The 22,375-nt window shown below is 57.1% G+C and carries 21 protein-coding genes, 1 tRNA gene and 2 pseudogenes; 15 read left to right on the top strand and 9 right to left on the bottom strand.

Annotated elements, in window-relative coordinates; genetic code table 11:
- The first annotated feature begins 17 nt into the window (after positions 1 to 17).
- The gene (locus AAE027_RS26975) at positions 18 to 2,654 is read left to right on the top strand and encodes a bifunctional diguanylate cyclase/phosphodiesterase (RefSeq protein ID WP_370986958.1); all 2,637 of its coding nucleotides are present in this window, start codon (positions 18 to 20) and stop codon (positions 2,652 to 2,654) included.
- Between the two features lie 14 nt (positions 2,655 to 2,668).
- On the opposite strand, the gene AAE027_RS26970 is transcribed toward AAE027_RS26975, so the two are convergent.
- Together AAE027_RS26970 and AAE027_RS26965 are read right to left on the bottom strand one after the other, a co-directional pair.
- Entirely contained in the window at positions 2,669 to 3,649 is a 981-nt protein-coding gene (locus tag AAE027_RS26970; protein WP_479714249.1) for a DMT family transporter, read from the bottom strand.
- A 1,482-nt stretch (positions 3,650 to 5,131) separates the two neighbouring features.
- The gene (locus tag AAE027_RS26965; RefSeq protein ID WP_370986957.1) at positions 5,132 to 7,093 is read right to left on the bottom strand and encodes a putative bifunctional diguanylate cyclase/phosphodiesterase; all 1,962 of its coding nucleotides are present in this window, start codon (positions 7,091 to 7,093) and stop codon (positions 5,132 to 5,134) included.
- Positions 7,094 to 7,833: 740 nt separating this feature from the next.
- Here AAE027_RS26965 and AAE027_RS26960 point away from each other — a divergent pair.
- Positions 7,834 to 8,574, top strand: coding sequence for a ferredoxin--NADP reductase (locus AAE027_RS26960; RefSeq protein WP_370986956.1), 741 nt, complete (start codon positions 7,834 to 7,836; stop codon positions 8,572 to 8,574).
- 806 nt (positions 8,575 to 9,380) lie between these two features.
- On the opposite strand, the gene AAE027_RS26955 is transcribed toward AAE027_RS26960, so the two are convergent.
- Positions 9,381 to 9,905, bottom strand: a complete 525-nt coding sequence (locus tag AAE027_RS26955) for a hypothetical protein (protein WP_370986955.1) — start codon at positions 9,903 to 9,905, stop codon at positions 9,381 to 9,383.
- 307 nt (positions 9,906 to 10,212) lie between these two features.
- Between AAE027_RS26955 and AAE027_RS26950 the strand changes: the two are divergent.
- The 4 genes and pseudogenes from AAE027_RS26950 to AAE027_RS26935 form a co-directional block, all read left to right on the top strand.
- Positions 10,213 to 10,422, top strand: a pseudogene (locus AAE027_RS26950) (tyrosine-type recombinase/integrase); the annotation flags it as partial.
- A 165-nt stretch (positions 10,423 to 10,587) separates the two neighbouring features.
- Positions 10,588 to 10,872, top strand: coding sequence for a helix-turn-helix domain-containing protein (locus AAE027_RS26945; protein ID WP_370987169.1), 285 nt, complete (start codon positions 10,588 to 10,590; stop codon positions 10,870 to 10,872).
- A pseudogene (locus tag AAE027_RS26940) lies at positions 10,869 to 11,101 on the top strand (HipA N-terminal domain-containing protein); the annotation flags it as partial. The gene AAE027_RS26945 and the pseudogene AAE027_RS26940, both read left to right, overlap by 4 nt.
- Positions 11,102 to 11,257: 156 nt before the next feature.
- Entirely contained in the window at positions 11,258 to 12,136 is an 879-nt protein-coding gene (locus tag AAE027_RS26935; RefSeq protein WP_370987168.1) for a HipA domain-containing protein, read from the top strand.
- Here AAE027_RS26935 and AAE027_RS26930 read toward each other — a convergent pair.
- Positions 12,133 to 12,270, bottom strand: a complete 138-nt coding sequence (locus AAE027_RS26930) for a hypothetical protein (RefSeq protein ID WP_370986954.1) — start codon at positions 12,268 to 12,270, stop codon at positions 12,133 to 12,135. The genes AAE027_RS26935 and AAE027_RS26930 overlap by 4 nt on opposite strands.
- A 266-nt stretch (positions 12,271 to 12,536) precedes the next feature.
- Between AAE027_RS26930 and AAE027_RS26925 the strand changes: the two genes are divergently transcribed.
- Both AAE027_RS26925 and AAE027_RS26920 read left to right on the top strand, forming a co-directional pair.
- Positions 12,537 to 12,610, top strand: a tRNA-Gln gene (locus tag AAE027_RS26925).
- A 242-nt stretch (positions 12,611 to 12,852) separates the two neighbouring features.
- Positions 12,853 to 13,032 (top strand): hypothetical protein, encoded by a 180-nt coding sequence (locus AAE027_RS26920; RefSeq protein WP_370986953.1) that lies wholly within the window; start codon positions 12,853 to 12,855, stop codon positions 13,030 to 13,032.
- On the opposite strand, the gene AAE027_RS26915 is transcribed toward AAE027_RS26920, so the two are convergent.
- Both AAE027_RS26915 and AAE027_RS26910 read right to left on the bottom strand, forming a co-directional pair.
- Complete coding sequence (locus tag AAE027_RS26915; RefSeq protein WP_370986952.1) at positions 13,029 to 13,286, bottom strand: hypothetical protein; 258 nt, start codon at positions 13,284 to 13,286, stop codon at positions 13,029 to 13,031. The genes AAE027_RS26920 and AAE027_RS26915 overlap by 4 nt on opposite strands.
- A gap of 294 nt (positions 13,287 to 13,580) precedes the next feature.
- Positions 13,581 to 14,210 carry a hypothetical protein gene (locus AAE027_RS26910; RefSeq protein WP_370986951.1) on the bottom strand — a complete coding sequence of 210 codons (630 nt, stop codon included), beginning with the start codon at positions 14,208 to 14,210 and terminating at the stop codon, positions 13,581 to 13,583.
- 81 nt (positions 14,211 to 14,291) lie between these two features.
- On the opposite strand from AAE027_RS26910, the gene AAE027_RS26905 reads away from it, so the two are divergent.
- The 4 genes from AAE027_RS26905 to AAE027_RS26890 all read left to right on the top strand — a co-directional run bounded on the left by AAE027_RS26905 (position 14,292) and on the right by AAE027_RS26890 (position 16,044).
- The gene (locus tag AAE027_RS26905) at positions 14,292 to 14,510 is read left to right on the top strand and encodes a hypothetical protein (RefSeq protein ID WP_370986950.1); all 219 of its coding nucleotides are present in this window, start codon (positions 14,292 to 14,294) and stop codon (positions 14,508 to 14,510) included.
- 40 nt (positions 14,511 to 14,550) lie between these two features.
- Positions 14,551 to 14,727 (top strand): hypothetical protein, encoded by a 177-nt coding sequence (locus tag AAE027_RS26900; protein ID WP_370986949.1) that lies wholly within the window; start codon positions 14,551 to 14,553, stop codon positions 14,725 to 14,727.
- 200 nt (positions 14,728 to 14,927) lie between these two features.
- Positions 14,928 to 15,116, top strand: coding sequence for a hypothetical protein (locus tag AAE027_RS26895; protein WP_130217015.1), 189 nt, complete (start codon positions 14,928 to 14,930; stop codon positions 15,114 to 15,116).
- 673 nt (positions 15,117 to 15,789) lie between these two features.
- Positions 15,790 to 16,044, top strand: a complete 255-nt coding sequence (locus AAE027_RS26890; protein ID WP_370986948.1) for a hypothetical protein — start codon at positions 15,790 to 15,792, stop codon at positions 16,042 to 16,044.
- A gap of 1,038 nt (positions 16,045 to 17,082) precedes the next feature.
- On the opposite strand, the gene AAE027_RS26885 is transcribed toward AAE027_RS26890, so the two are convergent.
- Positions 17,083 to 17,289: a cold-shock protein gene (locus AAE027_RS26885; RefSeq protein ID WP_370986947.1), complete on the bottom strand. Its 207-nt coding sequence runs from the start codon at positions 17,287 to 17,289 to the stop codon at positions 17,083 to 17,085.
- Between the two features lie 336 nt (positions 17,290 to 17,625).
- Here AAE027_RS26885 and AAE027_RS26880 point away from each other — a divergent pair, with 336 nt between their 5' ends.
- Positions 17,626 to 18,168, top strand: a complete 543-nt coding sequence (locus AAE027_RS26880; protein ID WP_370986946.1) for an ATP-dependent DNA ligase — start codon at positions 17,626 to 17,628, stop codon at positions 18,166 to 18,168.
- Positions 18,169 to 18,272: 104 nt separating this feature from the next.
- On the opposite strand, the gene AAE027_RS26875 is transcribed toward AAE027_RS26880, so the two are convergent.
- Positions 18,273 to 18,491 carry a hypothetical protein gene (locus tag AAE027_RS26875; RefSeq protein WP_370986945.1) on the bottom strand — a complete coding sequence of 73 codons (219 nt, stop codon included), beginning with the start codon at positions 18,489 to 18,491 and terminating at the stop codon, positions 18,273 to 18,275.
- A gap of 1,104 nt (positions 18,492 to 19,595) precedes the next feature.
- Positions 19,596 to 20,087 carry a hypothetical protein gene (locus AAE027_RS26870; RefSeq protein ID WP_370986944.1) on the bottom strand — a complete coding sequence of 164 codons (492 nt, stop codon included), beginning with the start codon at positions 20,085 to 20,087 and terminating at the stop codon, positions 19,596 to 19,598.
- Positions 20,088 to 20,629: 542 nt separating this feature from the next.
- On the opposite strand from AAE027_RS26870, the gene AAE027_RS26865 reads away from it, so the two are divergent.
- Positions 20,630 to 21,706, top strand: a complete 1,077-nt coding sequence (locus AAE027_RS26865; protein ID WP_370986943.1) for a tyrosine-type recombinase/integrase — start codon at positions 20,630 to 20,632, stop codon at positions 21,704 to 21,706.
- A 94-nt stretch (positions 21,707 to 21,800) separates the two neighbouring features.
- A complete protein-coding gene (locus AAE027_RS26860) occupies positions 21,801 to 21,965 on the top strand; it encodes a hypothetical protein (protein WP_370986942.1) in 165 nt (54 codons plus the stop codon).
- Positions 21,966 to 22,375 lie beyond the last annotated feature (410 nt).

The raw sequence follows: 22,375 nt of genomic DNA, 5'->3' as shown, positions 1-22,375 counted from the left end.
GGGGGCCTGTTTTCGGCATGAATTTACAAATCCTAGAGCTGCCAAAGCTGATTGCTGAGCGTCGAAGCTCGGCAATTTTCGGCCTGGTGATCATCACCATGGTGTGGGCAGGAGTTGCTGTAAAATACTTCGGCGATGTTCGGGGGGATCAAAGAGAGGCGCACCGAGACGCTCATAACTTTGCGCTGGTATTCGAAGAGAATGTTCTTCGATCAATCGGAGAAATTGATAAGGCGCTCCTATACTTGCGACGGAGCATTGAGACCCGGAAAAATTCGGTTAGTTTCAGCGCTATTGCCAACACGACCGACGTGCTGAGCGACATTATCGTCCAAGTCGCCATTATTGATGACAAGGGAATTATGCGCGCGTCGAACAGCGGTCCTCAACCCGCGCCTGCCCTGGATCTGAGCGATCGGGAGCACTTTAAGTTTCATTTGAACAACATCGCGGATCAGCTTTTTATCAGCAAGCCGGTGGTTGGCCGTGTCAGCGGAAAATGGTCCGTGCAGTTCACGCGGCGCTTCGTGAATAGTGACCAGACGTTCGGCGGCGTCGTCGTGGCCTCGCTCAATCCAGACCATTTGACGAAATTCTACAACAATATCAATTTTGGATCGGCGGCGGCGATCGCCCTGATCGGAAGTGATGGCGTGGTTCGTTCGAGTGGCGGGAGCGCGGTCGGTTACGCACTTGGAGACGATCTTAGCGGAACAGAGCTGCTCGACCAGATGCGAGCCGGGGTCGAAACAACATTTGAGAGCATTGATCTTGCCAACAACGAGACGCGCTTCATTACTGTCCGCAAGGTCAAGGGCTATCCATTGTGGGTCAGCGTTAGCTTGAGCAAAAGCCAGATCCTGGAAAGCTCTCGGAACGCGCTCAAGTTGAATTCGTTGGTGGGCACCTTACTTACTTTGCTGGTTCTCATTGCTCTTGAGCAGCTTCTACGGATAGACGCGAAGGCAAGACAAAAAGCGAATCAGCTTGACCTTACGCTCGAGTATATGAACCAAGGAATTATGCTGGTTACCTATGACCAGCAGATTCCGATTATCAATCGTCGCTGCGGCGAGTTGCTCGATTTGCCCGTAGAGTTCATACAGAACCCACCAAGAGTCGATCAACTCGCCGAATACGAGACGCCGACGGGCAAATTGACCGCGGCGTCTGTTCGGATCTTGGCAGATCTTGTCGCAGGAGAACTCGGCGTTAGCGAACGAACGATGCCAGATGGATCAATCATCGAGATTCGCAGGGAAAGTCTTCCCGATGGTGGATTCGTCCAAACCTTCACTGACGTCACGAAAAGATCGCGCGCTGAAGCAGATGCAGTCCGCCTTAGTTCCGAGGATTCCCTCACCGGTCTCCCAAACCGGCGGATGTTCCGCTCCATGCTCGACCAGATGAGCCGCCGGCAACCATCGGCAGTAGACAACGGGCAGCCACCGGCGGAATTCGCCGTCCTGTTTCTTGATCTCGATCGTTTTAAAGCTATCAACGATACGCTTGGCCATCAGACCGGCGACTTGCTCCTGCAGGAGATGGCCCGGCGCCTAAAGAGTACGCTCGGTGCAAATGAAGTGCTGGCACGCCTCGGTGGCGATGAATTCGCAGTTGTTGTGGCGACGGTTGAGTCTCGACCAGCGCTCGAGGCCCTGGCGAATAGGATGATCGAGGCAGCACAGAAGCCCTTTGAGATTGGCGGCCACCGAATCCGTTCTGGAATCAGTATCGGCATCGCCATTGGACCGTGCGATGGAGTAAATTGCGACGACCTTCTGATTGCCGCCGATCTTGCGCTATACGCGGTCAAAGCCCAAGGTCGGGGCAGCTATAAATTCTATCATGCTGCAATGAACAGGGAGCTTAGGCAACGACGGCGGCTTGAGATCGATCTGCGTGAGGCGATCGAGCAAAATGAGATGGAATTATACTATCAGCCCATCCTCAATTTGCGGAGCAACATCATAACCGGATTCGAAGCCTTGGCGCGATGGCGCCACCCGGTCAATGGCATGATACCGCCGGCAACATTCATCGCGGTAGCGGAGGATACCGGACTCATTCAACCTCTTGGCGAATGGGCTCTGAGAGAGGCGTGCCGCTGCGCGGCGCACTGGCCGAACGATCTTAAGATAGCGGTTAATCTTTCTCCGATTCAGTTTGCAGCTTCCAATCTCTCCGAGGTCGTAAGACACGCCCTGGCGGAAACCGGACTTCAGCCGCATCGCCTTGAGCTTGAAATTACCGAGGGAGTATTCATGACCAATAATGAATCCACCCTATCTACCCTGCGTCAGTTGAAGCAACTCGGCGTCCGTATTTCCCTGGACGATTTCGGTACCGGGTATTCCTCTCTCAGTTATCTGCGCAGCTTCCCATTCGACAAAATCAAGATAGATAGGTCGTTCGTTTCTGACCTTGCCGAAGGCACCGAGCACGTTGTGATTGTGCAAGCTGTGGTGAGTATTGCTCGCGCTCTGGGAATGACGACGTTGGCAGAAGGCGTCGAAACCGTCGGACAGTACGAATTTCTCGCGGCGCTCGATTGCGACGAAGGGCAAGGCTATCTGTTCAGTCCGCCTGTTCCAATAGCGAAAGTTCCTGAAATGATTGCCAAATGGTCGCTCGGGCGCAAATTTGTCGCCTAGAGCTTGGGACCAGCTTAGCCAGCGACTTTCTGAAGACCGTATTCTCCAGTTTGTTCACTGGAGATCGGCTTCTTGGTTGGCCGCCGAGCCTCGTGCACGAGCAGGAACAGGCCCGATGCAACAACAATGCCGGCCCCGATCAGAAGCCAAAGCGTCGGTACGTCGCCCCAAACGAAAAATCCGATCGCAAGTGCCCAGACGAGCGTCAGGTAATAGAATGGTGAGACGGCGGCGGCCGGGGCTAGGTGAAGCGCTTGCGTCCAAAAATATTGTGCCGCGGCGTTTGTAAGACCGCTCAGGGTCAACATGATTGCGTCAGCCGGGGCGGGCATCCGGAATCCAAACAGCAGCAAGAAGGAGTGAAAGAAGGTTACCGTAAGCATCTGCCACATCAACAGCGTCTTTGCAGACTCAGTTGCGGTCATTCCGCGAACGGCAACCGTGACGCTGCCATACATAACCGCGTTTGCCAGCGCAAACAATGCGCCAATCTGCAACGAATCTGCACCTGGATTTACCACAACGAGAACCCCGACGAATCCCGTTACCAGCGCACTCCACCGCGCGATTCCGGCACGCTCCTTAAGCCAGATAAACGACAGCAAGGCCGCCCACAACGATGCAGAAAAATTGATTGCGATCGCTCCTGCAAGCGGCATCAGACTAACGGCGATGACAGTGAACGTCTGCGAGATCGACTGCGACAGCCCGCGCGCAAGATGGGCGCGGGGCCGCCGAGTCTTAAAGACTGACATGCCCGTTGCCGGGAGGATCAATGCGGCGCAGAGAACGAACGCAGAAATGGAGCGGAAGAACATAACCTCGCCAACTGGGTAGAGAGCGGCTTGCCATTTCGATAGTGCGCTCGATAGTGCGAACATCACGCTCGCGGCGATCATGCAGTATATTCCGCGAACAACGTCGTCCTTCCGTAAGCCGGGAATGGCAATTGGGTTCTGCGGATGGCGGGCCGTGTCCGTAAGATCGCTCATCATGCGTTCCATGAAATTGGAAAGATAGCGTCAGCGTTTGCCGCGCGACTATTGCTCGCGAGCCACTAGCAAAAGTTGGTCTCGCTTAGCTTTAAGTCTTAGGGAAGTGTTATGGGTAACAGAAACAATTCTTGGTTAATTTTCGCGACACATGGCGGCGTCCGATTGCCGACCAGCCGAGCCAAACAACCCCTTGCCTGGCCCAGTGCCCCGGGCAATTGCCGAGGAAATGTCTAAAAGTGTTCATTTTCTTCCAACTAAATCTGGAGCCATTCGGGATAGGTTGCCGACACTGAAATCTGAATTGGGTGGGAGCGGAAATCGTGAAAGTTGAGCTTAACGACGTGCGTTCTGGCAAGGGAGGTAAAATTCTCGTCTCTTCACCCCTGATATGCTTGGACGGAACGTGGTGGGCAATTGATGTCAACGATCCAGATCTAGAAGCTCATTTGAAGCAGTCGGATCGCTGCGGCGTTGTGCAGTCAGCTGTGCGTGAACGAAAAACCATTAATGGACCCGAACTGCCGCGCAAGGGGCGCCAGCGGCGATCGGCTCAAGACCGCGGTGGTCGAGGAGCAGAAGCTCGATGCGGTCGAGATCGTACAATAGGCGTTGATGGCAACCGTCGCCGCGCGCCAGGCGAGCTCGGCGAACAGTCGCGGTAGGCGCTCATAGAGCACGAAACGATTGTCGCGGCAGGGCTTATTTGCCGAACCTGAAGGTCGCCCCAGTAGGACGCCGCCGGCCCTTCTGGCCTCTGGTTCAGATGGCCGTTTTGACAGTCGCACGTATCGCGCTCCTAAATGTTAGATCCTCGTTGAGCGGGCTCCGTTCATTTTCCGCAGAGCTTGTTGGGTCTCGCCGGAGATTTCAGCCAGCTGTCGTCAGTGCATGGATGTCGCTTCGGCTGTGGCGGCGCTGGATCGATGTGAAACAGCGGAAGCTAAGGTCGAGATAGGTTTCTAAGATGGCAGAGTTCCTATCATCTTCATAATCATGGTCTGATCCCCACGGCGATGAGATTGCCTGTCCCGATCTCGTCCTCCAGCAGCTTCATGGGGGCGCAGCGATCTCGGTGCGCTACGGCTCGGGCAGCGAGTCCACGTGCGGCTTAGTCTACTCGACGAGGTTGAGAAGTCACGCAACGCCAGCGGTTGAAGCTGGTCGAAGAGTTGATACGGCTATTCGTACGCAAAGTGACGCGCAAATTATCATCGTGGAAGTGGTTCGTTATTTGCGGGATGCCCGCTGCTACGGAACGGCGCCTTCGCGCCTCCGATATACCTACCGATAGACCTTCGACCTAATTGATCGATATTCGCCTTATCCTTGACGCTGGACAACAAGACGATGTGACGAACTTGGTGCAGTAGGGTGCTATCGCAAGTTGGTCACATTCCTGTCCTGGGATTAATTCGGCTAGCAATGCGAGCGCCGCACGCCGCGTCGCGCTTCATGATGGTCTATCGGTTTGCCCAAGGCGTTTCAAGCGGCAGGCGTCGACCATTGCTTATTTTGGTCGAGCAGGGCGAAGATGCGGTCGGCTGATACCGGCCGACCAATGAGATATCCTTGGACTTCATCACAGCTGGTTTGGCGCAAACACTCGAGCTGCTCGGTGGTCTCTACGCCTTCCGCGACCACGCCAATGTGCAGATCCTGCGCTAGCGTGATTATTGATTTTACGATCGCCGCGCTATCCGGCCGTGTCAGCATGTCGCGTATAAAGGATTGATCGATTTTGATGCGCGTGTAAGGCAGTTTTAGCAAATAGGTCAGCGACGAAAATCCCGTTCCGAAATCGTCGAGCGCCACCGTCACCCCCAGTTGCAGGAGTGAACTCAGGATCGATGATGCCGGCCCGTACTTTGAGATCAGCATCGACTCCGTTATTTCGATTTCAAGCCGGCTAGGGGCGACTCTGGCCTGCGTCAGGGCCTGCACGATTGTTTGCAGGATGCTGGTGTTATGGAATTGAGCTGCAGAGAAGTTCACGGCGACCCTGAGATCAGAGGGCCAGTTCGACAGCGTTGAGCAGGCGCGTCGGACGACCCATTCACCGATCGGGTGGATCAAGCCGGTTTCCTCGGCAATTGGAATGAACTCAGCCGGCGAAATGACTCCCCGGACAGGGTGTTGCCAGCGCAGCAAGGCCTCAAAGCCGGTTACTCGGTTTTCGCGAATATCAAAGAACGGTTGGTAGACGAGAAAAAGCTCGTCTCTCCCGATCGCCTCCTCCAGATCCCTTTGCAGCGCCCTTCGATCGCGCGCTGATTTGTCGTCGCTGACCTCAAAGAAGCGAACCGTTCCGGGCCCCGCTTTTTTTGCGCGATAGAGCGCAAGGTCGGCATTTTTCAGGAGCTCATGAGGCGTATCGCCGTCGCGCGGGGCCAACACGATTCCGACGCTCGTCGCGCCCGCGATCTCGCATTTTTCGATCAGGAATGGTTCGCCAAAAGCGCCGACGAAGTGCTCGGCGATTTCCAACGCGTCTTCCACTTTGGCCAGATTGGTCACGATCAGCGCAAATTCGTCCCCGCCGATCCGCGCGACAGTATCGGTCTCACGCGCGCATCGCTGCAGTCTCGCCGCGGCCTGAACGAGGAACTCATCTCCTGCGGGGTGGCCGAATTTGTCGTTCACGTCCTTAAAGCGATCGAGATCAAGGAGCAAAACCGCGAATTCCTCGCCCGAGCGAGCCAACCGGTTGAGGGCAGCTTCGAGGCTTTCGTTGAAGGCGAAACGGTTCGGCAACTGGGTCAGGGGATCCCGCCGGACCCTCCGTTCGGCTTCTAATTGAGCAATGGTGCGTTTCGTGAATTCGAAAGAATGGGCGAAAACGCCGCGCAGAAGCACGAAGCCATAGGCCACAACGAGGATAGCGACGAGCAGATAGACGAAATCGCCGTTCCTGCCGAGGCAGATTGCCGTACCCACGAAAATCGGAGCCGTGAATGCAACGGCCGCCACCGGAATCGTAGCGAAGGCGAATGCTCCGCCAGCGAGCATCCCGGAGCAAAGACATGTGATCACGAGTTGGCCGCCATTCGAGGCGTCGGCGAAGAAAGCTACCGGAACGATCGCCCAGGCGGTTCCAAGAACGAGCGCATTTCGCACCAGCCGATGCATAGCCTGTCGGGAGACGAACTGCGGCTTCGTAATCCGTCGGGATAAACGCGCCTTCAAGCCTATCGATAACGCGCCGCAAACCACGGCAGCTGCCCAAATCAAGGCATAGTTTCTGTTGGGCGAGTGCCAGAGGGCAATTGCAAGCACCGTCGCATTGCAGGCGTTGGCTAGCATTATGCCTAGGGAGTAACCAAGCACGAGGGAGATCTGCTCCGCGCGAATGTGCCCTGCCACCGCTTCATCAGTCGCCGGGCCGCCGAAAGCCGCCAGATCCCCCGCGAATAGCTTTGAGAGATACGAGCTCAGATATGTCCTCATCTGGGACCCCCGCAGGACTGGCTCTAACGTTGCCGCCAGTACTGAAAGGTCGCGGCAAACATTTGAGAAAAGATAAATTCTTGAAGTTCGCCACGTCCGGCGCGGCATGGGGTGGCCGAACTCATTATTTCGGTGGCTAAGGCGGGGCCGAGAGCTGGGCCGACCCGCCGCCTGCGCCGACGACTTTCTCTATCGATGACGTCGGTAGGATGACGCAGCTTGTGTCGATCGTGACCGCCCGACATCACGCCGCTTTCCCGCGCCATATCGGACAGAACGAAGCAATGCTGCGGGTTCAGCCCAAAACACGCACGATACGAACGCAAGGGCAGGTCTAATGTCGCCAAGGCCATAGAGGTGATGTGGGCGCGACGATCTCCGCATCCCTCTAACCGGTGTCCCATTCCCGAGACCTAAGTACGAGCGCTGGCGGCAGAAGGCGCTTGAGGCGGTGGCCGGCCGTTTTCTCGTCAAGCCAAGGCGGGACTGCTGCCCTCGCTCCTAGGAGCAATCGTGGGTGTTTCATGCGCAATCGTGACCTTGTCTCCGACAGCTTCCTGACACTGACTGTGGTCGGTCTGGTGGTGCTCTGCTCGAGCCTGCTTGCCTTTGCGTTCGCTTAAAGCGAACGCGCTCGTTGCGTTTGGTGCCTTGACCATGATGTTTCCGGAAAACAGGTACCCGGATCACACTCTAACCTTCGCGGGAGCGGTGAGATGAGCAACTTCAGCTAGGAAAGCGTGCTGAGCGTTCATCACTGGACCGACAATCTCTTCAGCTTCACCACCACGCGGAATCCATCGTTCCGCTTCCGCAGCGGCGAATTCACTATGGTAGGGCTCAAGGTCGACGAAAAGCCGCTGCTGCGTGCCTACGGCCTCGCCAGCGCCCATTACGAGGACCGGCTGGAATTCTTCTCGACCAGGGAGCCGAACGATCCCTTAACCTCGCGTCTGCAGCATTTGAAGGAAGGTGACAAGATCACCGTGAGCCGCAAGGCGACCGGGACGCTGGTCATCGACAATCTCGAGGATGGGCTTAATCTCTATCTGATTGGCACCGGCACTGGTCTTGCTCCGTTTCTGAGCGTGATCAAGGATCCTGAAACCTATCTGCGATTCGGAAATGTCGTGCTGCTGCACGGCTGCCGCCGCGTTGCCGAGCTTGCCTATGGCGAAATGATCACCGAGAAGCTACCGAGCGACGAGCTGCTCGGGGATTTCGTGCGCTACCAGCTGATCTACTATCCGACCGTTACCCGCGATCCTTTCCGCAACCGCGGCCGGATCACCGACCTGATCGCGTCAGGCAAGTTGTTTTCGGATCTCGAACTGCCGGAAGTCGAGCCGCAGCATGACCGCGTCATGATTTGCGGCAGCCCTGCGCTGGTGCGCGATACCCGCGAGCTGTTGGTGGGGAGGGGCTTGGTTGAGGGCAGTCACGGCAAGCCAACGCAATTCGTGGTCGAAAATGGCGTTTGACCAGTAGCCCTAGATTGCGTGAGATCGAGCCAGGGCCTCAACTGTCACCGTCGCCCGCCGGTGGCCCTTTAAGGGTGCTTGTTCTTTACCCAGTTTGCAGGCTCGGAAAATCCGGCACCTTTGGCGATCTGGCCGTGCACTTTGCTCACGCTGCACTCGCGCGAGAGTCCGCTGTCATGTGGCCATGCCGCTGTCGCTATCACTGCCCCTCCTGTCGGCTACTCTTTTAAACGGTCTAGTCGCCCGCGGGGCACGCTCAGCAGAAGTCGGAGGACCTGCAACAACACCTCGAAAGCTTTAGCAACGAGTCCGAACAGGACGGCGCAATGCGATCGATTCCATCTGTGTTGACGTACCACTTGCCGACGTCCGCTGGTTGGAGCCATTCGAGTCGTCGAATACCGCGCGCTATTCGATCTGACTTCACAGCCCGACCCGCTTCAAGTTCTGTTTGAGGGCGCGTGCGGCTGGCTGACAGGGGACACTACCCGTCGAGATCATGGAGCCGCGTCTTGGTGGAAAGCTCGCCAGCGCCCTTAAATCTTCTGATTGTACTGGCCGACTTCGTGTCAATCGGCGTTCAAATTTGGCTCTCGTCTGCTCTGACGCGGCTTTGATGCAGCACCATTCTATTCTGCGCCGATTAGTCTGGCCTGAAGCAGCCGTGTCAGGCACCGTGCTGCTGGGCTTGCTAGCCGCCAAGCACTTTTAGCTTGGCATCGGGTCCGGCGCACCAGCGCACCCGACCCACCTAACCGAACATAGCGTCTCGCAGCCGGCTTGCCGTTCTGGTAGCGCCGCGCGATTTACGCCAGCAACTCCCGCTGACGCGCGTCACGTTGCGCTTTGAAAGCAGCGACGAAGGCCTCAAGGCCGGCCGAGGTTAAACCGTTCTCAGTGACGAGACCCAGCCGCGTGAGGTTGACCGTCTCGATCAGGCTGTCGCGATGCGTGGAACCTCCGCCGTACAGCTTAATGATAATTCTCTGCTCCTTGCGAGTCAGCTTGTTCCAGAGCGTCAAGTCGGGCATCCCATGCCTCACGCGAATCGCTGCATGACACTGATGAATTAGCCGATCGCCCAGAGGCGAAATCGTGGCAGCGGCCTCAACGCTGTGAGTAGAGGCTAGTTTTTTGTAGATGCCCTGATGGTACCGAGCTCGCAACGCGGTGATCATGGTCGTGCACGGAGCCGACCCGCGCGAGAAAATGCGAGTTCGCTTGCGCATCTTACGCCGACGCCCGATCGCCAACAGCTTGCGCGCGAGCCGACTGGCGTAAGCGGGAAGTGGCGCGAATGCGCCGCGATTCTTGAAGATCGCCTGATGCACGCATCCGAGTGTCCTTGGTTCGTACAACTCTGGTCTTGACGGCTATGCCGGGCTCAGGCGAGGACAGTACATACTCTACATTCACCCTTAATTATTTGGCAGGCCCGCAATTCTGATCCGGCACGCAAGTGCCCCTCATTACCGCAAGCACTTCGATTTGAGGCCGGATTTTGCTCGATGCTGTTGAACTGAGCTTTGCAAGAGATCCCGAAATGGCGGAGCTAATCAATGCTGTCAGCCCATCAACGAAGCGGTGCTTTGTAGGCAGGCCCGCACATCGATCCCCGCAGCTTCGAATAAACCCTAATATTCCGGGCTGCACTCACTGCGGCACTTCTTCGCGAGCTGGTGTATCAACCGCAAGGTCGATGGCCGCCTCGAATTGCCGCCGAAGGTGGTTCAGCAGCGCCTTGGTCATTCGACCATCGCGATGACCCTGGACATCTATGGTCACCTGTTTCCGCGTCATGATGACAGCGAGGAACTGGCCGCAGCGGAGCGGGTATTGTTTGGCTAAGGCCAGGTTTATCTGGTTTAAGCTTTTGAAACAGTTGATACTTCCGGATTTTTGCCATGTCGTCGATCGATGACGTCTCGAAATGTCGCCGAACGACGACTTTTTCGGTTGTCAGCGAACGACGACATACGCTAACGTAAGCGAACGCTGACATTTGGATTGCCCATGCTCATACGTACACCTGCCGAGGTCGGCGCCGTCATTCGCGACAAACGAAAACGCCTCAAGCTCGACCAGTCGACACTGGCCAAGCGCATCGGCGTCAGCCGTCAATGGGTGATCGAGGTCGAGCACGGACATCCGCGCGCAGAGCTGGCGCTTGTCCTCCGCGCTCTCGACGTCCTCGGCATCCCTGTGGACGCAAACAGTGGAACGCCCATCAGCCGCGGGTCAACCTCCGCGGTTGATATCAACGCCATCGTCACCAAAGCCAAGAAGGGCAGAGCATGACGAGTGAACTTGTCGCGCTCCTGGACGGCAATGAAGTTGGCCGGGTGCGCAGCGATGCCCGCAGCCGGCTGACCTTCGTCTATAACGACGACTGGCGGGGATCAGCGGGAGCTTACCCTCTCTCGCTGTCCATCCCCTTGCCGCACAGGAACACGGCCCTGCCGCCGTGCAGGCCTTTCGGGGGCTTCTGCCGGACAGTGAGCGCGTACTCGATCGTTGGGCAAAGAAGTTCCAGGTCTCAGCTCGCAACGTCTTTGCTCTCATTTCCAATGTCGGCGGAGCCGTCCAGTTTGTAACGCCGGATCGGCTGGAAGATCTAAAGACAGGCAAAGACGACGAGATCGAATGGCTGGACGAGCCCGAACTAGCAAACCGGCTTCAGGCGTTGCGTGAGGATCATGCTGCCTGGCGTCTGCCCCGCGACACGGGCCAATTCAGTCTTGCGGGCGTCCAGCCGAAAACGGCTTTTGCCCTGAAGAACAAGCGATGGGGCATTCCGTCCGGACGCATTCCGACCACCCATATCCTGAAACCGCCGACAGGCCACTTCGATGGTCACGCCGAGAATGAGCATATTTGCCTGCAACTCGCGCGCGAACTCGGGCTGCCGGCCGCTGAAACCAAGGTGATGTGGTTCGAAAAGGAAATCGCGATCGTGGTTGAACGCTACGATCGGCAAGTCCGTGGGAACGACATCATCCGCGTGCATCAGGAGGACATCTGCCAAGCCATGGGCATCCTCCCGACCAAGAAATACCAGAACGAGGGCGGACCAACGCCCGCCGATGTGATCGAGCTCCTACGCACCTACTCGACAGACCGCGAGGCTGACCTTGAGACGTTCGCCAGCGCTTTGGGGTTCAACTGGCTCATTGGAGGCTCCGACGCTCACGCAAAGAACTATTCCTTGCTTCTGGCTAGCGGCCCTCACGTACGCCTCGCACCGCTCTACGACATAGCCAGCATTCTTCCTTACGATCACGTCGACCAGCGGAAGGTCAAACTCGCCATGAAGGTCGGAGGCGAATACAAGCTCGATCAAATTGGGCTGCGCCAATGGCAGAAGTTCGCGCGCGAAACGCGGGCTGACGCGGATGTGGTCATTGGGACCCTGATCTCCATGGCCGGACAGATCCCCGGCCTCGTGAACGACATCCGCGCCCGCGCGCAAAAGGAGGGGTTGGAGAACGCCGTTATCGAGCGATTGGCAACGGCTTTGACCAAACGAGCCCAGGAATGCGAACGCCTTCTAAAGGGGACCTAGCTTTTGGGGGCTGGCAATAGACCATCACCAGCACCAGCAGCACCATGATGATCGTCGGCGTCGACATCGAGACCGCGATCATCGCGGCCATGATCGGCGCCGGCATTGCCGGCGCCGCTGATCATGATCTTCATGCAGGTGGTCAGCGGCAGTTTGGGCCGCCCGGTGGAAAGCGTCGAACGGGCTCAGTCTCGCTATTACGAACCCGATTTACATCCAAATAGGCGGAATCCGGGACAAAAAGGGAAGGTTTCGGGAGGTTTGGAAATCTCTGGGAGCGATCTCGACGCGACATAAACGCGACATGAGGACGTTTTCGGAAGAACATTGCAGTTCGGCGTAGCGACTATACGCGTAGCCTCCTAAAAGCACTGAGCTTTTTAGGATTCCCGACTAACTTTGGCGCGTAGCCAAGCGGAAGGCAGCGGATTTTGATTCCGCCATTCGGAGGTTCGATCCCTCCCGCCCCAGCCAGCTTTGTCCCTGATCTTTAAGCACTTTTGGCCTTCTCTCCTTTTTCATTCTGAACGCTGTCACGCGCCGCATTCTGAACGGATGTCGCTGCTTCGTTCGCAAGCCTATGTGCGTGTCGCTTGCGCGTTGCCGCAAGCATGCGCTTCTTGGTTCACTTGGCATAGCCGGCGTAACTCTGCTGTGTTCTGTGCGCCGAGAGTGCCATCTGTCAGCTCCGCTTCCTCGAGTTCGGTCATGCCTCCATGTCGGCGCGCATCGAAGGTGAAGTGCTTCGGCAAGCCGAGCTTGACGCGCATCCGCTGCACGATGTGCTGCATGGTGCTAAAACCGAACGGCTTCGCAACGCCCGCTTCAACTTCGCGAAGGATCATGGGAATGCCGCGGCGGGGCACTTTCGCCAGAATCTCCTCGGCTTCCTCTAGAACTTTGCCTCACCGTCCTCGAGCGGATGAAGGATTTCGCCAGTCTTGTGGTGCTCGATCCGGATCGTCGGCTTCGGATTGCGATATCCCGTCCACTTGATATGGCCGGCTATCACGTTCTCTGGCCGCTGAAGCCATTCGAAGCAGATAACGGCGACTGCGGCCGCTTCAACTTCTCCGTGCTCGATGCACCCATAAGCAAAGGCGTAGACCTGGTCCCTGGTTACAGCGGGCTTCTTTTTCTTGGTCCGCACCTTAAGAGTGACGCCTGTCCATGGCCCTTGAGCCGCTTCGGGATGACATGCCGTGGCAGTTCAGGGCGCCCGCGCACTATAAATCCTCAGCAAGATCGGTGGCCGAGACATTCGACGCTATCGCCGTGTCCAGATCATCCTTCAGCCACATCTCCCTGCGGCCTTCTTTCACGCGGGGATAGGATATTCGCGCCCAACGCGCTACGTACAATTCGCCGCAATAGCCTGCCGCGAGGCCAACCCCCATACGACGAGGCCAAGATCCGGCGGGAATGGTCGACGGTCGACGTGTCATCAGGCGGCGACCTCGCTAGTCGAGTTGCAAGGGATCTCGACTTTGCTGGCGGTGGCGATGATTTTGCCGCCGCGCTCCACCTCAATCCGCAGAAACTCAAGACCCAGCCTGTTGTCACCGAGCCCCTCGATGAGGCCATTGACGACCTTCCGTATGTCCGCCTGCTTAGTATTGTGAGGACCGCGCGACATGAGAACCTCCTGATTGCACCTAAGCGCACATATCCGAACGGGCGTCTCTGCGCCAAAATAACGCCGCTTATTCACAACTCGGTCCTGGTGCTGCTCGCTCAACGTCACGAGCCGATCCAGCTCCAGGCCGTCTGGCGTCGCGTCCACAGTGTCCCGGCGCGCAGCCATGCTGAGAAATTGCTGCAGTCTCGTCTCTTCCTGCAAGCGCCTATCGTAGTCAGCGCGGCAGACCTCATCGAGGCGCTGTATTTCGTCATCGTGGGCACGGGACGCCCGCCAGGCCTCAAAGATTTGCTCCTCGACCTGCAGCAGCGCGCTGTCGTCGTCAGGCGAGGCGAGCGCGGTTGCGGGAATGGCCGTCGCAGCGCCAGCCGTAGCCGCCGCCAACCACTTGGAAAATTGCCTGCGTGTAGTAGGTATTTGAATAGCCTGCGTCATGGGTCACTCCATGTTGTGGGTTAGAGCCGGCGGCGAGGTGCCCACCTTGCCCCGGCTTGCATATTTTGGTATCAGTAATTCATGGCTAAGTCAATAATTACTGGTAGCAGTAAAAAGAAACGGGGGCGCCCCTCGCTTTATGAGGGCAGCGAGGGCAAAGGAGCTCCGCAGATCGGGCTTCGCTTACCTCCCGCCGAATTGGCCGCCATTGACGGCTGGATCTCGAAGCAAAAGGAGCAACTCTCTCGCCCCCAGGCCATCCGCCGGCTGGTCGAGATCGGGCTAAAGGCCAAGAAATGACCGGTGGCTTCAGAAGCCGCGGAGTTGAGAGGAGGATAAGATGGGCGCTATTTCAGTTCTGATCGGCGTTTTGATTATCGTCGTTGTTGGAGCGATCTGTTTTTGGGCGATAGACAGGTTTGCGCCGGACGGTCGACTGGCACAATTGCTAAAGCTCCTAGTCGTGCTCGTCTGCTTGGGTGCGATAGTGCAACGGCTATTGGCGTTGACCTATTAGCAAATGAGCCATGTGCTCGACATGCTCTCTGAGTTGCAGCTGCCGCACTGGCTGATCATCGCCGGCAGCGCTTTAATCGCATTCGGCGTTGTCGGTCTTATCATCAGGAGGAGCCTTCGAGCTCCGAAAACCGCAGAGGATAATGGCACGACTCGTCGAGATCGGGCTGAAGGCTAAGGGGAAATGAAGGCGAGGGGGAAATGACCAAACCGCTATATGGCGTGACCGACGCTGCCACCGGTCAGACCGTGTACATCAACCCGGACACCGTTCGATTTGTCCTTCCGAACGGACATCGAACGACACTCGTGTTCTCCGAAACTCACACATTGACCGTTACCGCAGACCTTCAGGCTTTGATTGACGGTGGTCTGTTTAAGATCCTGTGAGGAAGGCGCGCCGCGGGATGTCTGACCCCCCGGTTTTTCGGGCTGTCTCCGTTTGAGAACTGCTTCAGCGTGGCTGACCGCAATTATAGGGGAAAGTCGCCCCACGGCCTGTACCTGGAAGATCCAGCCGCGCTTACGGACCCGGCGTGAAATCCGTAATCGTGCCGGTCGCACTCAGGCTGCCTGCGCTTCCGCGGGTTGTCGAATGATCTAATGGGTTTTCAGACCTACGGGAATCATGCATCAATTGGTCTGATTTTCAGTGACCCATTTCAAGATGCAAGCGAGGCCCACATGGACAGGCCTGCGGTAGTTAAAACCGTCACCGCGATACTCTACGGTGTCGCGTACCACGGGACATACTTCGTCCAGAACTCGATCGTGTATGTTCAATCGACTTTCGGCAGCAAGGCAACTCAGCTGGGAACGTCGCCGCCGGAGTTGGTTGCCAAACTCCTTCTTTCGGAGCTCGTCCGAGAAAGGGCGCCGGCCACCGACCGCTAGTGCTCCGAAACTTAAAGATCCGGACTCAGCTCGCTTCGGTAGGATCTTCGAGGGGCGTGGGGGGGTCGGCTACACCGGGTATGACTCCGTTTGTCTATTTTCCCGACAATGAGAGAGCCGAGCTAACAACCAATCCAGTGACAGTCGCAAATGACACGAGAGGGCATTGATGCCTACTTCAAAGACTGCCGAACATCGTGAGGTGGGCGCGAAAATTAGGGATCAGGAAAGTGCGATCAAACAGCGATTGCGGCGCGCAGCCAATGGTACCCGTCCCTTTTCAGTAGTTCCTCACGGCCGCGAGACGGACGCGAACCGCGAGTTTGCGCCGGATCGCGACGCAGATGACATCGTATGGTTCCTCATCGCTCTCCCGATATTCATGGTCGCCCACGCGATCTGCATGAAGATTGGCGCCATTTAGCTCTCGACGTTTCAGAGAGAAACCGAAATCCCATGTAAGGAGCACGCATGGTCAAACTCGCAGAGCTGTTCGAGGAACGCTTCGATTCTGTTGAACAGGGAGATGATGGCGTCAGCTTGATCTGTGCGGAATGCGGGACGGTCGTTCGCAATCCCCTCACCAATGGATGTGCTCGATCAAGACGATCCGGACATGGCTCATGCCGACCAGATCATTGATCTCGTCAAACACATCCTAAAACATCTCGACCAATGCCAAAAATCGAACGACATGACGCCATCCTAATCTCTTCTCACATGGCAATCCATGAACTGCATCGGCCGCAGAACGTTGATATGCATGGCGGTTATCGCGCTGTTCGCCATGAATTTTACCCGCTAGGAAACCCATGGACCTCGCCCGCATCCCCCAAGATCTCTACGACAGCGAGATCAACTTCTGGCCACCCATGCATAGATGCCGGCCATGCTTAGAGCAAATTACTGCGTCCCCACGGCCGCCCAGGCCGTGCGGACGGGGCCAGATTGGTTCCACGAGATCAAATACGATGGCTTCCGCCTGCGCCCGGAGCGCAGCGGGAAAGCCGTGCGCCTGATCACTTCCCTTGGATCGTGGGAGCAGCACTTCGCGATCGATGGGGAGCACGCGGTCGAGCGGCTGGCTCGAGCTTCACGAGAGCGGCACCTATGTGCGGCTCTTGAGGACGGACACCGCGACCTGAGAACTGATGTTTGCTCGTAGCCTGCCCCCGCATCATCTACACTGCCCCATGCACCGCGATCTCAAAGAGATGCTCATCGGCTCAGCCGGCATAATCTTGTTCGGCATCGTTATAATGAACTCGCCGCCATTTGCCCGTTTTATAGACGAGTCTTTCTTTTCCTACATTCGAATGGTTTGGGATCTGCTGCGCTCTCTGGTGACTCCCCTATGAGGAAGCCGCCAGCGTGAACCGGCGGGCCGCTCCGCCCTGCAATACGCGAACTGCAATCAAAACGACCCGGGAATCCTGACGGAGGGCCTTGACAGGTCTTCCCGTCAGCCGATCCGCAGATTTTCCGCAGACATCTTGCCCGAGCGTCCCGCCATCAGTTCGTAGCTGATCCGAGCGCCCTCAGCCAAGCCCGTATACCCGGCTTTCTCGACGGCGCTGATGTGCACGAAAACGTCTGAACCGCCGTCATCGGGCTGAATAAAGCCATAGCCTTTGGTGACATTAAACCACTTCACTTTACCGATCGCCAAATCAGTGTCTCCCAATCAAAAAAGGATTTCCTCGAAGCGGAGGGTAGCCTGACCAAGGACGCCTGACTGTACGTTTTCCGACATAGGAGCAAGCGGCCACTGTACCGCGTCTCAATCCGCGCTTCGTCTCGATGACGAAAGACGGCCCCGGCCATGGGGGCTGTGAGGCCGGGGCCGCTGGAGGTGGTGCTTGGTCCTCGGGCTTAGCAAGCGCCAAGCGAAACGAGACTACTCACAGCTCACCGCGTTGCTCTGTTCGCTTCAGCACTGTTCCGGGCTGGAACTTAAGAGGGATTCGTAAAATCCTCTGCAAGCGACTATCTTCGGTTTATGCGTATGGCGTATGAACTCTGCCTGGCTACCGCGGGCAAGCATGTCCCCTCGGGGCCGGATTGGCTTCACGAAGTGAAACACGACGGCTACCGGATATTGGTCATCCGGGAGGATCAGCGCGTGCGCCTGCTATCGCGCAATGGTACCGACTGGACGAGGCGCTATCCTTGGATCGCCGAGGCGGCGTTGAAGAACCGCCAAGAACACTTCGTCATCGATGGCGAGGCCGTGATCTTGGGTGTCGACGGCATTTCTGATTTCAACGCGCTCCACTCCCACAAGCACGACCACGAAGTGCAGCTCTACGCCTTCGATATTCTCGCGTTGGGTGGCTACGACCTGCGGTCTCTTCCCCTCCACATGCGTAAGACCAATCTGGAGCAGCTACTGGCTCGACGGCCGGACGGGATCACCGTGGCGCCGTTCGAACGGGGCGCGATCGGTCCGGATTTATTCCGGGCAACTTGTCGAATGGGGCTTGAGGGCCTTGTTTCCAAACATCGCAAGCGGCCGTATCGAGCCGACAGAAACACTGGATCAAGGTGAAGAACCGCATCCACCCAGCGATGGGAAGGGAGCTATGACAGGAACTGAGGCCCAGAGCAGAGCAGCAACTCTCTGAGGTGATCGGAGCGGCGGCGTAAAAACGATCAGTCCCGTTTAGGCTCGTCCCGAAACCGCCGATATCGTCGCGGCGCCGGCTCAAGGTCCGATAAGTCGTTTTCGCCGAGAATCGCATGAACGAGTTTGTCGTTCACGACCTTCTCCATCACGTATCGCACAAGCTTGGAACGAGAAATTCCACGGTCCTTTGCTGCCTTTTGCAGATACTCGACTTCCAAAGGAATGACGATGTTCTTGACGACCACTATCTGCCCTCGCGTGCCTTCGTGCCCTGTTTCCTTTGGGATGTGCGGCAAACTTGGTGAGAATTGGGGCGCACTGTGACGTTAAACCAATGTATAGGGGCGCATTCCTCCTCTACTGGGAGTCCGCACCAGTACACCCTCAACGACTCGCGTCCCGGAGTTCGATAGCGGCGCCCTGGTCAGACAGGTCTACGACGTGGCACCTGATGCTCGAGCCATCCCCGAACATGATCGCGGGTTCGTCAACTTCCTCGCGGAGGCCTTCCTTCGTTCTTCAACCAACTGACCATCCTTCAGCAGTCATTCTGCGATGGAGCGGGAATTGTGAACGGCAGATAGAAGAACGGACCGCCGCGCGCCTATCCAGGTCGGATCTGCTTGCGAAAGCCCCAAAATGCAATGGCAACAAGGGCCACTGCGCCAATTCCCAGCAATACCAGAACCGTTTCCAGCATCACGAATCAGTCTCCGCCCGTGAGTAGCATACACGGAGTGGCCGCCCTGTCATAAACTTGTGGCATGACCATTGCATAGTTGAAACCAACTGGGATTTCAGCGCTCAGTTAGAGAATAGGCGCTGCCGGGACGACGTATTTCGAGCCCGGCAACGCTTTTTTCACTTGTCTTCCCTTTGCGCGATTCGCGCGGCGCAAGTTGTTTCAAGGAAGCGGGATATTTGGCGCATGGCATACGACGCAGCAACAATACATATGCTCCGCGACGTTCTAGATGAAGTTCTCTCCAGCCCGTCGTTCACTCGTCAGCGGCACCGCTCTGCGGTGGAGGTTGCCGAGCGCATCCTCTGGCTCGCTTCGCAAGGAGAACGTGAACCAAGCACTATCAGACGCCGCCTCGTAAAAGAGTTTTTGGCATCCGCTACCGGCTAGGGCCGTCGGCCCGACGAATTTCAGCTTCGGCTGGACCGAATGGCGCCATGTATCAGCCGCCATCAGGCTCGAATCAGGATCGCAAATTCAGCAGGTCGGGGGTTTCGATCGATTTCCAGCGCTGGTGCGAACGAGCTCCCGTCTCCCGCTCCATTGCTATTCAGCCCCCAGCCCCAGCGGTGGAGCGGGGCCTTCTCTTCGCCACCACACGTTTGGCCTAACCGCACCATCCCTGCCGCGGTGGACAGCGCGTGCCGCTGCAGACATAGGGGCGCACCAAGCCCTCGCCGATTAGTGTCTGTCCGACGTCACGGCCACCGACGGTGAGCGAGCCGCGTAGCCGGCCGAAATTGCAGCGCGAGTGCGTGATCCGGCTGCGCGGCGGCGGGTCCCCCAACGGCTCGACGGAGTAACCGTTCATTTGCGCAGCACTCCGCCGGTAAAGCTGGCAAGCGCATTCTGAACCGCCGATAATCCCGAATGTTGTCAATGGGCGAACTAAACGGGAAAGTTCAGAACGTTCGTTGATAGTGTTGCTGGTGTAAGCGGATTTTGATTCCGCCATTCGGAGTTCGCTCAAGCGAAAGGTTGGTGCTGAAATCAAGGTCTTGCGTCCATCTGGTTGCTCATTTGGAAGCCTGGCATCTAAAAAGGCCGACAAACCGGATTCTAATCCCTGGCCGCGCATCACAAAGATCTCAGTTTTCAACCACTCTCGTTCTCGCCCGCACAGCTCGTATGGCGATCTCCGGCACGCCAGCCTCAGTAAGTAACTGATAGAGTTCAGCCACGTTGTTTCGGTCGCCTGCTCAATTTTGCGACGAAATCGCCAATCCTGCGATGGAACGAAGGAAAGCTTTACTCTCAATAAGCCGCCGACATCTTACTTCGGTCTTTAACAGCCGCGCCGTGGGCGTCGATGCCAACTCGAACGCAACCTGAAATTACACCTGACACTCCTCTTCGCCTTGCTGACGCCGTGAACATCGCATTTCCTTTGGGAGGAATGACGGTCGCGGGTTTGCGTCGTGAGCGCGATCGCAATCGATTGGTTATCGAGAAGATTGCCGGCAAGGAATTTACAACGCTGGCTCTCATCTGCAGCGCAGCCTGTGCTGACATCCCGGCCGTTGTCTCTGATGATCCAGATTGCCTGGTGAGTGATCTTTCCGCTCGTGTTTCGGCGGGCAGCCTTGAGCTGAAGTCGGGCTCCCTTGCTTCTTCGCGGCATAGCTCTCGCATCCGTTCGATATGTTTGCGGCCGCGGAGGAAAACCTAAGAGACTACATAAGCTCTAAACACAGCCCGAAGCGACGAATTCGCCACATAGACGATATCGCTATCGCGGATGTCCTCTCGATTTATTTGGACGCGCAGTTAGACAAGCTTCGCGGCCGTTTCAATGTCGATAGCGAGAGCGAAGATACCATCCCCGATATCCGCAAGTTCAAGAAGCGGATCGAACGGTTGAACGAGTGGTGGGGAGCAAAAATGTTGGGCGAGGTAAATGGGGAGGCATGTCGCTCGTACGCCAAGAAGCGCGGCAAGAGGGGAGGCGCGCGCCGAGACCTTGAAGATCTCCGCGCTGCCATTGGTCACCATGCAGCCGAAGGATATCATCGGGAAATTGTGAAGGTGTCGCTGCCAGAGAAGGGGCAGCCACGAGACAAATGGCTGACGTGCAGCGATGCGGCCAAATTGGTTTGGACCTGCTGGCGCTATCGCGAAATGCAGAAGGGCTCGCGTGGTCCGACGGATGATGTAAAGATCCCCACAAGTAAGCGTCCGCTGCGCCACCTTGCTCGGTTCATTTTGATCGGGATCTACAGCGGGTCCCATGCGGGAGCTATCGCTGCGGCATCTCCCATTCCGGCGATCGGCCGCTCTTATGTCGATTTGGAGCGCGGCCGCTATTACCGTCTTAAGCAGGGCAGCGCTCAAACCAACAAACGGCAGCCGACGGTGCCGATTCCTTTCCGCTTGCTTGCTCACCTACGACGTTGGCACCCGGAGGCGAAACATTTCGTCGAATACAACGGAAAGGCTGTTACCTCGGTCAAAACGGCATTCAAGAGTGCTGTAAGGCTAGCGGGGCTTGCTCCGGGAGTCTCCCCCCGTACCCTACGGCACACCGCAGCGACTTGGCTCATGCAGAGAGGCGCAGATCCTTGGCAGGCTGCAGGCTATCTTGGAATGTCGCTCGAGGTGCTGCTCAACACCTATGGCCATCACCATCCCGATTATTTGTCTGATGCGGTCGACAAAATCGCGAAGCGCGATTCATATACGGCCTCCGAAAGAACGATTCGGCTAAATCGCGGGTCGTGAATGTCGCCGAGTCGTCACCCGCCCACTCGAGCTTCCACCTGGCAAGCGCGGCATCGGCCACCGTGCGGCAATATCCGTCCGGGGTCATGAACTGGTGCTGCTCTCCGGCGGAGGAAATCCCGCCGATGCGCGCAGTGCCCTCCATGAAGACCTGAAGATCCTGGACTTCGTGCTCGCCGAATGTATTCAGCCGACTGCGATTGAACGCGAACTCATACGCCCGCTCGATCGAGGCCATGATGTCCGCAAACAACAATAGGTCCAGCTTCGAGGGCGACTCGTGGACGTACTCGCCCTTGTCTCGGGCCGGGAATCCGATGAAGGCCTCCGCCTTCGCCATCCGGAACTGATCAGGACGTGGTCGGCCTCGAACAGGAAGATGGTCCGCAACTCATCGAGCATTTGGTCATTGGTGGGAGGTGAGGGATGCGCAAAGCAAAATATGCATAAATGTTTGCATATATGCGTTTAATTGCTTCGCCGAATCTACGTATGTCGAGAAAGCAAAATGATTTCAACAGCTAGGCACTAGTATCGCTGGCCGACACCCGTCGAACCTTCGGGAGCCTAGAGCCGCTGAAGCCAGCGGCGGTGGGATCCCTGCTGCGACTTTCGGAGACTCGACAACGCCGGGACTGGAAAGCTATACCAGGAACATAGTAAGAACCA

It is taken from the genome of Bradyrhizobium sp. DN3 (genome assembly GCF_041357655.1).
GTDB lineage: Bacteria > Pseudomonadota > Alphaproteobacteria > Rhizobiales > Xanthobacteraceae > Bradyrhizobium.
The sequence above is the reverse complement of the archived record's forward strand: the minus strand, read 5'-3'. Positions and strand labels throughout refer to the sequence as shown.